The following is a 10862-nucleotide window of genomic DNA, read 5'->3' as shown; positions in this document are numbered from 1 at the left end:
TACATACTAATGAAGTTACATACTAATGAAGTTACATACTAATGAAGTTACATACCAATTAAAGGTGTCTGAAAGTGATGTGAAGGTTAAATAGAAAAAATTAAACCTTCATGGATTTATCTATTTCTTCTTTTTTGAACTCAGCTACCCATGCTGTGAAACAGAGAGTTTAGGTAACTCAGGGCATTCTCTATATTATTTATCTGGCGGATCGGCTGCAGTCCCTTTGATTCACAAATATACAGAACTTTCATAAGAAATGTTTAATTAAACAGATTACACTATTGAATTGGGGAAAATATGAGGTCCGGGAACATAAGAAACCTGGTTACCAGAACAATAAAGGAATGGATGGAAGATGACGCAAAAACCCACAGTGCTGCACTGGCATTCTATTTTGTCCTGAGTCTTCCCTCCTTTCTGCTTTTTTCTGTCTCAATAGGAAGTATTTTTTTAAGATCAAAAAGAATTCAGGAAAATATAATTGAGAACATGCAGGGGTTCGTTGATCAGAGTGTGCTTGATATGACAACTGCACTTTTTGAACATATCCCTGAAATTGATTCTCTCTCGATAGCTGCACTGGCCGGCTTTTTGCTCCTGCTCTGGAGTGCAAGCAATGTTTTCAGGCAATTGAAAAATTTCCTTGAGAAAGCCTGGAATATCAAGCCCGCTGAGCCCAGCACTGTTAAAGACTTTATAACCGATACAGGCGTATCCTTTTTTGTAGTCATCATTTTTGGAGGGCTTCTGTCGCTCAGCATAATTGTCGAAGGAGTCCTTTATGCGGCTTCAAAAATGTTCCACGAATTCTTTTATTTTTCCCTTACTCTTGCCCGGTATGCAGGGTTCACAGCCAGTTTTCTGATCCTTGTGATATTTTTCATGCTTGTGTACAGAATACTGCCCGACACAAAACTTGATATGAGATCTGCTTTTGCAGGCTCACTCGTAACAGTTATTCTTATAAACATAGGAAAATACGCACTGAGTCTTTATTTCGCATACATCGACCCTGTAAGCGTTTATGGGGCAGTAGGATCGATTACCGGATTATTTCTCCTGATATACTACTCCTCAATTATGATTACAATTGGTGCTGAATTCACAAAAGTCTATTCTGAATCAAGGAGTGCTCCTGAATCTGAATACAGGTAATTTATGCCTGATTAAAATGAACATCACAAGCTGTCTCAAAACTACATTTGATTCTACAATTGAGATAAAATAGTCTACTATAAGGTTAATTTATACCCTGAGTTCCCAAAATTTAAGCGCATAAATCTAATTTCACTAATCTACTAAGTCAGTTGATTGTGATTTTAAATTAGAACTTTTTATTCATGCGCTTATGTTTAAGCACATAATATGATATCAGAAGAACATTATGCGCTTAAAAAGGCGGAAGTTAAGGTTTTAACATTTCCATGTCTTAAAAGCAATTTACCAAAAAGATTATCTCCAAAAAAAACTTAATCTGTTGCATGTCTCTTATTTTCTTTCCTATCAACACTAAGAGGATGTCTCTGGTTCCTGCAACTGTCAGACTATATCTTCTGGAACTTCATGACCGCCCTGCTTTTGCACCAGAATGCATCAGAACTGCCTGTCCTGATAGGAAGCGGAGGGTTTATTGCTCACGAAAATGGAACCCTTGAGATAGGGTATTCCGTCCTTTCTGATTACCAGAACAAAGGGTATGCAACAGAAGCTGTCCGGGCAATGTTAGAATGGGCTCTTTTAAGCCTCAAAAAAGATTACATCATAGCCAGCACATATCCGCACCTTAAGGCTTCAATCCGTGTGCTGGAAAAAAATGGTTTTCATTTTAAAGGAAAAGGACCCGAAGAAGGAACAATAACTTATGAGTTTACACCAGAAAATAAAATAACTGATCCAGATTCAAAGAATTAGAGTACTTCCAGAAATGGCTGAAAAATAGCAGTATAAACTCAATTTTATATATTAATAAAGATTATATCTATATTGGGCATCTGAAAAACTCTTTTAGAATACCCCAATTCCTATCCCCCCAATCCCCACCTCACCGAAACCAGATGCCCTACCCCCAAGCTTAATTTCTTCTGTACATTCTTTTTGCTTTTTTATCCTTTTTTAGACCTTTTTAGCTCTTTTTTCAATTATTTGTTTAAAGTCCTTTTTTATCAATAATTACGTGTTTTAGAACTTCTTTGCCCTATCGAGGCTAAAAAGGACATTTTTTGATTAAATTAAATCCTGAAAACGGATAACAGGAAAGAATGAGCTTGACAAAGCAGAGAATGCCATAGAAAACTGGAACATATGCCAAATTAAATAGAGCAATAAATAAACAGGATGACAAGTAACAAGATATTAACAATCGAAATGAAAAAATACCTGATAAATACTTTCGGAATTTTGAGAAATAACTGGTAAGGAGACGATAAATTGTCAGAAAACCCATTGCAGGTTATAATAGATAAAGACCCTGAGTTCTTTAAACTTCTGGAAAGCACACGTGGACTTGCATTTTCAGAAGGCGGAATACCCATGAAATACAAACTACTTATTGCGATGGCACTTGATGCGGCTAATGGTGCAGTGGACGGTGTAAAAGTTCTTGCAGTCCAGGCAATGCAGGCAGGAGCCACTAAAGAGGAGGTTCTGGAGGCAATAAGAATAGCCCAGTATATTTTTGGGGTTGGAAGCGTATATACGGCTGCAAGAGCTCTTAATGACGTTCTGTAAAACTAATTACTGTAACTAATTATCAGGCATGTCTCAGGCAATGATACTGCCTGAGCTTATCCTTTAGATTAAAAGGTCTTCAACTTAACTGTGAGCGAATAAGCGCAGTACTCTTTCTGTTTTTGATCTGCTAATAAAAGTAAAAAACAATAATTTCACTATTTTTATATGTGATGGGAGACTAAATATCATAGGGAACAGGGCATCTGAGATAACTCTTTTTAATATATCCCAAACTCATATCCACCTAAACTCAATCCCAAGAACCAGGTGTCCTGTTTTCCACAAAGATCCTTTTCTTTTTTTAATTGGTTAAAAAAATTCTGTCATTTTTCAAAAACAAAAGCCATTTATGATATCACAGAACGCCTGTTCATTTCCTCAATTTCAGGCAATATTTTTTCTTCAAAGAGTTGTTATCTAAAATTGAATGAAGAATCTTTGATTTTTCCTTAACATTATCAATTCCATCAGATTCTTTTTTTGCCCGGGTCAGAGCTTCCTTAAGTTCTTCAAGTTCAAAAACGGTTGCAGCAATACAAAAATAGCTTTTTGAACGGCCTTCATTAAAGTCTTTTAACATACCATTCAGTAACTGCTTTCTTTGTTTCTGTATTTTTTCAAATTCATCAATGCCGTTCTTATGTATAAATGAGATATCATCTTCAAGTGTTTGATAACATTTGAAAGAATCATGCCTTTTACCTGCTTCTCTGTGTTTCTTCCATTTTTCACAGGTTTTACTTTCTTCGCAGTTCCAGCAAAATTCAATGCCTTTTTTCTTTACAGCGCATGTGATAAACGGGCAGCCAAGCGCCATTCTGGCTGAACTCTTGCATCCTGAGCATCTGCTCTTTGATTCGGTATTATACATGGGGCAAAGTCTACAGGAAAGTCCACAGATTCCAATCTCAGGATAGTCAATATGCATGTTTACCATTTTAGTGTAAGTAGCTCACTCAATATCTATTTTGTTCTAAAGCCACTGCACGACAGACTTTCAGGATTGAGGTTAAAAAAGGCTAAAAAGTATTTAAGAAAGAAAATCACCTCCGACCAGTTTAAAAAGTAGAAATCCTTAAAAAGCAGGGGAACAACTTAAAAGGAAACAACTTAAAACAGAAGGTATAGGAAATGCTGTACAGAAAAATGCCAGGGAACGGAGACGAACTTTCAATACTCGGGTTTGGATGCATGCGCCTTCCTCTAAATGAAGGAAAAATAGATGAAGAAAGAGCCAGACAGCAGGTGCGTTATGCAATCGACCACGGAGTGAACTACATAGACACAGCATGGACTTACCATATGGGAGAAAGCGAACCGTTTGTCGGGAGAACTCTTGCCGACGGATATCGTGAAAAGGTCAAACTCGCAACAAAACTGCCTTCATGGAACGTGAAGTGCAGGGAAGATATGGACAGATTCCTGAATGCCCAGCTTGAAAGGCTCAGGACGGACCATATCGATTATTATCTTGTGCATGGGCTGGTGGGAGTGCTGTGGGATAAAATGGAAAAGCTTGGTGTCCTCAGTTTTCTCGACCAGGCAAAGGCTGACGGGCGAATAATTAACGCTGGTTTTTCTTTCCACGGATCAGTTGAAGACTTTAAGCGTATCGTGGACTCTTACCCATGGATCTTCTGTCAGATCCAGTACAATTTCCTTGATGAAAAGAACCAGGCCGGAACAGTGGGACTTGAATACGCTGCATCAAAGGGTCTGGGTGTGATCGTTATGGAACCTCTGCGTGGAGGCAAGCTGGCAGAACCTGTACCTTCTGCGGTACAGGACATCTGGAACAAAGCTACAGTAAAACGCACGCCTGCAGAATGGGCTTTACGCTGGATCTGGAACCATCCCGAGGTTACGGTTGTGCTTTCAGGCATGAATGAAGAGTTTCATATAGAAGAAAACCTGAGAGTAGCATGTGAAGCTTATCCTGATTCAATGACTGAAGCAGAATTGAAGCTTGTCAAAAAAGCGGAACAAAAGTACAGGGAACTCATGAAAACAGGCTGTACGGGCTGCAGGTACTGTATGCCCTGTCCTTCAGGAGTGGACATCCCAAGCTGTTTTGAAATTTATGATGGATTTTACCTCTCAGGCAATGAAAAAGAAGCTAAACTCATGTACGCGGCAAAGCCCGGAGGAATAATAAGAGGTGATGTACCGGGATATGCTTCTCAGTGTGTGCAATGCGGGCAGTGCGTTGAAAAATGTCCTCAGCACCTGGATATACCTTCCCTGCTTGAAGCCATCGAGAAAGAGTTTGAAGGAAAAGATTTCAAAGGATGGAAGGTTATTGCAAAAAAAACTTTCAGGAAAGAATGAAGAACAGGCAGTCAAATGTCCTTTGGGGATCTTTTTAACCTGACGGTTAAAATTACCTGAGCTAAAAATACCTGAATCTCTTGAATTGATCTTTTAGCCCTGATATGGAACTTGCCTTTCAGGGTTTCTTTTCTGCAGAATTGACCTGAGGACCGGCTTTCGGGATAAATTACTGAATCATAGAAGAAATTCTGGAAGAGATACTACAAAAATTTATATAGATAATAATTTATTCTCTGAATTTCATACTATAATCTGTAATACAGTGGAATAGTTAAAAAACGAAATGATGGCTATAAAATCCAGAAGTTAAGTATCTGGTTACCCTTGATTGATGGGAATTCACAGTTGTTTAAAAACTTCAAAGAAGAAATGAAAAATTTTGCAATACTGGATAAATCCACATGAAACCCGAAATAAAAGCTAAAATGGATTTCGTTTATGAAAGCGGGCAAACGGTTGTTTTTCTTAGAAGGGCTGAAAAAGGCTGGCCTGTTGATTTTGTGTCAGAAAACATTGCAGAATTTGGTTATAAGCCGGAAGATTTCGTTTTAAAAAGGATGCTGTATGACGAGATCATATATAAGGAAGATCTGGAAAGGGTACATTCCGAGTTTTGGGATCATTATGAAATAAAAGAGAAAGACTTTACTCTTGAGTATAGACTGTTAACAAAATCAGGACAGATACGCTGGATTAATGAGAGAATTCTGTTACTTCCTGACAAGGACAACTCATATACACGCTTTTCAGGTACAGTTCTGGATGTAACTGACAAAATAAAATCAAAAGAATCAATCAGGCACAGGCTGGAGATAGAAAAAGTATTGCTGGAAATCTCAAATATGTTTACCAGTCCAGCTAAGCTTGAAAGGGATATTAATCTTACACTTGAGAAAATAGGTATTCTCTGCGGGGCTGGCAGAAGTTACATCTTTTTGATTCGTGAAAATGGAATATATATAGACAACACTCACGAATGGTGTGCTGAAGGGGTGGAGCCTCAGAAAATTAACCTGCAGAATAATTATTCCAATAAGTGCCCATGGTGGATGGATAAACTTCATAAAGACGGTATAATCCATATCACCGATGTCTCTGCTTTACCTGTGGAAGCAGCAGTAGAAAAAGAGATGCTAGAGAAACAGGAAATCAAGTCCCTCATTGTTTTGCCTTTATATGTTAGCGGAAAACTTGCAGGCTTCATGGGAATGGACAATGTGGTCAATACCGGAAGCTGGGGAAAAGACAATATATCGATACTCAGGATTGCTGCAAACCTTATAGGCATGGGGATAGAGCGAAGGCAGTCTGAAAAAGCAATACATACTGGGGAAGAAATCTACAGATCCATGTTTCAAAATGCTGCTAACCTTATCGTTCTGATAGATTCAAAAGGAATTATTATCGACTGCAACTCCCGGACAGAAGAGCTCCTTGATTACAGGCAGGATGAGCTTAGAGGACAGCCTGTAAGTAATATTATATCTCCTGAATATATGAATAAGTTTATGGGGTCCATGTGCGAACTGGAGAGCAGGGGCTTTTCCTTCAACAAAGAATACAGGATGACTCGAAAAAACGGAAAACATATAGATGTAAATATTAATTCTTCCGGCTTGAAGGACGAAAACGGAAACCATGTTCAGACCATCTGCATAATAGAAGATATTACTGAGCGCAAACAGGCTGAAAAGCTGGTAAAAGAAAGCGAAAACAGATACCGCTCTCTGTTTCAAAACAACGGCGCTGTGATAATGCTGATAGATCCTGATACGGGAAATATATGTGATGCAAACCCTGCTGCCTGTTCTTACTACGGATATACCAGAGAACAAATGCTTGGCCTGAATATTTCTAACATCAATATACTTCCAAAAGAAAAAATTCTGGAGGAACTGGAGCAGGCAAAGTCAAGGGATCTCAACCACTTCTTTTTCACTCACCGTTTATCCAGCGGAGAACTTCGTGACATTGAAAAATACAGTTATCCTATTCAGATAAACGGGAAAATATTCCTGTATACAATAATTTCAGACATAACGGATACCAAAAAAATGCAGAGTGAGCTTGTCAGAGCAAAAATGGAAGCTGAAATCGCCAATAAGGCAAAAAGTGAATTTCTGGCAAGCATGAGCCATGAACTGAGGACACCGCTGAATTCGATTATTGGTTTTTCGGATATGCTGCTTACTCAAAACTTCGGCCCTCTTAATGAAAAGCAGCTGAGGTATGTCAACAATATATCAGTGAGCGGAGGTCATCTCCTTAAGCTGATCAATGATATCCTTGACCTCTCCAAAATCGAAGCCGGGAAAATGGAACTGCACGTAGAGAAACTTTCGATATCCAGTTCAGTATCTGAAGTTAAGACATTATTAACCCCTCTTGCCTCAAAGAAAAATATTCAGATCCTGAACACGGTTGATGAAAACCTGGCTACAATTAAGGCTGACAGGACAAAATTCAAGCAGATATTGTATAACCTCATGGATAATGCAATAAAGTTCACACCCGAAGGAGGACACGTCACCGTCGATGCCAGGATTGCAGATGCCGGAGCAGAAATTACTGTCATGGACACAGGCATCGGAATATCCGAAGAAGAAGCCAAAAAAGTGTTTCAGCCTTTTACACAGCTCGAAAATTCAGAGATCAGAACACAGACAGGAACCGGACTCGGGCTTTCCCTTGTTAAGAAATTTGTGGAGATGCATGAAGGCAGAATATGGGTTGAAAGCAAGTCTGGTGAGGGAAGCAAGTTTGTTTTCACCATACCGCTTAATTTAAACAACTGACCCCCTCTCCAGTTTAAACCCAAATTTTCCCTCACACAGCATCTGCGAGTTTTTCAGGTCTGTGTTTTTCTCATTATCAACTCAGGATTTTTTGCCTATGGAAAAGGCTTTTCCGAGGTTGCTGCCGATGCCGTAATAGCTTCTGTTTCCTGTCCCGTAAATAACAGGTTTGATCTTTTCGATATCAGGATTTCCATTTTCGTCAAGTACGGATTCTTCTGCCTTGATGTCCACTATCTCCCCTACAAACATGGTGTGGAGCCCTACTTCAAGGCTGTGGAGAAGTTTGCATTCAAGGATAACAGGGAACTCCCCAACATACGGGGCAGGCACAAGTTCGCTTCTTACCGGCGTAAGACAGGCGCAGCCGAACTTATCTTCATCCCTTCCGCTTGCAATGCCAAAATAGTCTGTCTCTTTCACATAATCCTCAGAGGGGATACTCACAGTGAATGCCTTATTTTCCATAATTCCTGCATAGCTGTAGGTAGCCTTTCTTAAGGATACGGTGATGCATGGAGGATTCGAACAGCAGATTCCTCCCCATGCCACAGTCATAGCATTGGGTTTTCCGTTCAAGTCATATGTACCGACAACCCAGGCAGGAGTCGGAAAAGCAAGTGGTTTTGCTCCGATTGATTGTTTCATGCTTAAAACCTCCTTTTTAATAAGATAGCAGTGTAGTTTATATTATTAATTGGTAAGGATTATGTGAACCCGCTTACCTAATGAGCCAGAAAGGCAATTGATGCAAAGAGCCAGAGTACTGAAATCTTTATCATCCAATCTTCCAAAACTCCTGCCTCCTTAGAAATATCTTAAAATAACATTATCTGTTTACTATTTTCTTTATTATAACTCTTCATCTTTTCGCACACAATTTTGTGATAAAATCTGTGTATTACTGAGACAGCAACAGAGACAGCCTTTTTGTGTTTTTCCGTACTGATACTGGCTATACATTCTAAATTTATTATGCGGCTTAAACACGAACGTTTACACTCAAAACTATATCGATTTTTTATGAGCATAATTAATTGCAAATCAGGGTATAACCGGGATAACTTACTTATAAATATTAGAATGTAATATTATATACTGTTCAACTAAATTTATTCTGTCTTCAGATTAGATTGTCTCTCAAAACCAGGCTGTGAGTATCTTTTAAGGTCTAATGTCTGGCAAAAGAAGCATTTTGAACATATCAAAGTCTAAAAACGGAGTTCATAGTACATACCTGGAGGATAATATGAGATTGAAGCAAACTGCAAAAGGAAGAATCCTGCCTCATTCACCAAAAAAGAAGCTTTTACATTAAAATTGAAAAAAAGGAGATTTTTAAATCACTGTTTAAAAAGGAAGCATTCAATGCTGTCTTCATTAAGGAGATCTGATCGCAATGAAATCCCACAATTTTAAATCATGTGCAAAATATGGATTATTTCTCTTACTGTTAATTTGCCTGTCCGGTACTGCCAGTGCAGATACGGGTCATCAAGGAGGTATTGCTCTATCATGGGATGATGTGCAAAATGTTGGTCCCTGTTACGAAAATCGAGACCTGTTCAAGGCGTATAATGCTAATTGTACCATGAATTTAAACAGATTAAGTGACTGGGGACAGGGTACAACAGATAACCTGACTGCACTGCAAAATGCTGGATGGGAAATATCCGCGCACGGGTACAATCACGTAGATTCGCTTGAGTTCCTGAATAATCACACTTCTCAAGAGTGGCTGAACCAGGAAATACTCCCGAACATCGCAGAACTAAAAGGCTATGGTTATCCAGCTTATTCCTTTACATATCCATATGGAAGTAGAAATGAAACTACTGATGCATTACTGGCTCCATATTTCAAGACAATTAGAACGACTGCCTTCGGTACAGATAATATAAATCAAACAGGTGCTTATTACAAGTGGGATGATACTCAAGTTCTGTATGCTGTTGAAATAGACGACCAGTCTGGTGTTAGCCTGGAATCCATACAATATGGAATTGATTACGCAATACAGAATGGATACGTACTGGTATTATATGGCCATAAGATTACTCCAACTGTCGATGGGGAATATCAGACCTCGACATCGAGACTGGAATCAATTCTAAATTATACCTACCAGAAGGGCGGGAAATTCTATCTCATGGGAGAGTTGGGTAATTCATCATGGACACAGTGGTCCCCCAGATTCTCTAATGTGACTGCAAATTTCACGGTTTCTTCAGATACCATACTGACTGGGGAAACTGTAACTTTTGTGGATTACAGTACCAACCAGACTTCTGAACGGCTTGATTTTGGTGACGGGTCTAACAGCAGTACTGCAAACGTTAATCATGCATATACAACACCAGGAACTTACACAGCTAATCTAACCGTAAAAAATGATGTTTCCATTCAATCTATGACTAAAACAATTAAGGTTATTGACCCAACAGTTCCAGTTGCTAACTTCACCAGTAATCCCACAGCTGGACTTTCACCACTGAACGTAGCGTTTACAGATACATCAACCGGATTTCCGTCATCCTGGGCATGGGATTTCGGGGATGGAAGTACATTAGCAAGTCAGAACCCAACTCATATTTATTCCACAGCAGGAAACTACACAGTTAACCTGACAGTAAGCAATACAAATGGCACGAATTCAAAAACTGCTATTATAACTGTACTTCAAGGTCCTGTAGCAGATTTCAGTACCAGTGTCATAGGTGGCTATGCTCCGCTTTTAGTTACCTTTACTGACCATTCGCAAAACGTAGAATCCTGGTCATGGGACTTTGGAGACGGAGCCACTTCAACTGAGCAGAATCCAACGCACACTTATTCTTCAGCAGGAACTTACACTGTTAAACTGACTGCAATTAATGGAAACGGCACAAATGAAAAAACTGCTCAGATAATTGTAGATAGGAAGAGCAATGGAGGAAGCAGCCACAGCAGCGGCGGTGGCGGCGGTTCACCTGAACCCGCAAAGAACGTTGAGGTAAAGGAAAT

Annotated in this window: 8 protein-coding genes; 6 read left to right on the top strand and 2 right to left on the bottom strand. The window is 39.2% G+C overall.

What is annotated here, in order from left to right:
• The first annotated feature begins 300 nt into the window (after positions 1-300).
• The 3 genes from PLL47_RS13510 to PLL47_RS13500 all read left to right on the top strand — a co-directional run bounded on the left by PLL47_RS13510 (position 301) and on the right by PLL47_RS13500 (position 2730).
• Positions 301-1158 (top strand): YihY/virulence factor BrkB family protein, encoded by an 858-nt coding sequence (locus tag PLL47_RS13510; protein WP_324446953.1) that lies wholly within the window; start codon positions 301-303, stop codon positions 1156-1158.
• A gap of 408 nt (positions 1159-1566) precedes the next feature.
• Positions 1567-1914 (top strand): GNAT family N-acetyltransferase, encoded by a 348-nt coding sequence (locus PLL47_RS13505; protein ID WP_324446951.1) that lies wholly within the window; start codon positions 1567-1569, stop codon positions 1912-1914.
• A 516-nt stretch (positions 1915-2430) separates the two neighbouring features.
• Complete coding sequence (locus PLL47_RS13500; protein ID WP_324446950.1) at positions 2431-2730, top strand: carboxymuconolactone decarboxylase family protein; 300 nt, start codon at positions 2431-2433, stop codon at positions 2728-2730.
• Positions 2731-3103: 373 nt separating this feature from the next.
• Here the strand turns inward: PLL47_RS13500 and PLL47_RS13495 are convergent, their stop codons facing one another.
• Entirely contained in the window at positions 3104-3670 is a 567-nt protein-coding gene (locus PLL47_RS13495) for a DUF3795 domain-containing protein (RefSeq protein WP_324446948.1), read from the bottom strand.
• A 194-nt stretch (positions 3671-3864) separates the two neighbouring features.
• Here PLL47_RS13495 and PLL47_RS13490 point away from each other — a divergent pair, with 194 nt between their 5' ends.
• A complete protein-coding gene (locus PLL47_RS13490) occupies positions 3865-5061 on the top strand; it encodes an aldo/keto reductase (RefSeq protein ID WP_324446946.1) in 1197 nt (398 codons plus the stop codon).
• 404 nt (positions 5062-5465) lie between these two features.
• On the top strand, positions 5466-7859 hold the full coding sequence (locus tag PLL47_RS13485; protein ID WP_324446945.1) for a sensor histidine kinase: 2394 nt from the start codon (positions 5466-5468) through the stop codon (positions 7857-7859).
• Positions 7860-7940: 81 nt separating this feature from the next.
• On the opposite strand, the gene PLL47_RS13480 is transcribed toward PLL47_RS13485, so the two are convergent.
• Entirely contained in the window at positions 7941-8507 is a 567-nt protein-coding gene (locus PLL47_RS13480; RefSeq protein ID WP_324446943.1) for a flavin reductase family protein, read from the bottom strand.
• Positions 8508-9258: 751 nt separating this feature from the next.
• Here PLL47_RS13480 and PLL47_RS13475 point away from each other — a divergent pair.
• Positions 9259-10862, top strand: a 1604-nt coding sequence (locus tag PLL47_RS13475; protein ID WP_324446941.1) for a PKD domain-containing protein, incomplete at its 3' end; no start/stop codon positions are given.

It is taken from the genome of Methanosarcina sp. (assembly GCF_035390745.1).
In the GTDB taxonomy this organism is placed as follows: Archaea; Halobacteriota; Methanosarcinia; order Methanosarcinales; family Methanosarcinaceae; genus Methanosarcina.
The sequence above is the reverse complement of the archived record's forward strand: the minus strand, read 5'-3'. Positions and strand labels throughout refer to the sequence as shown.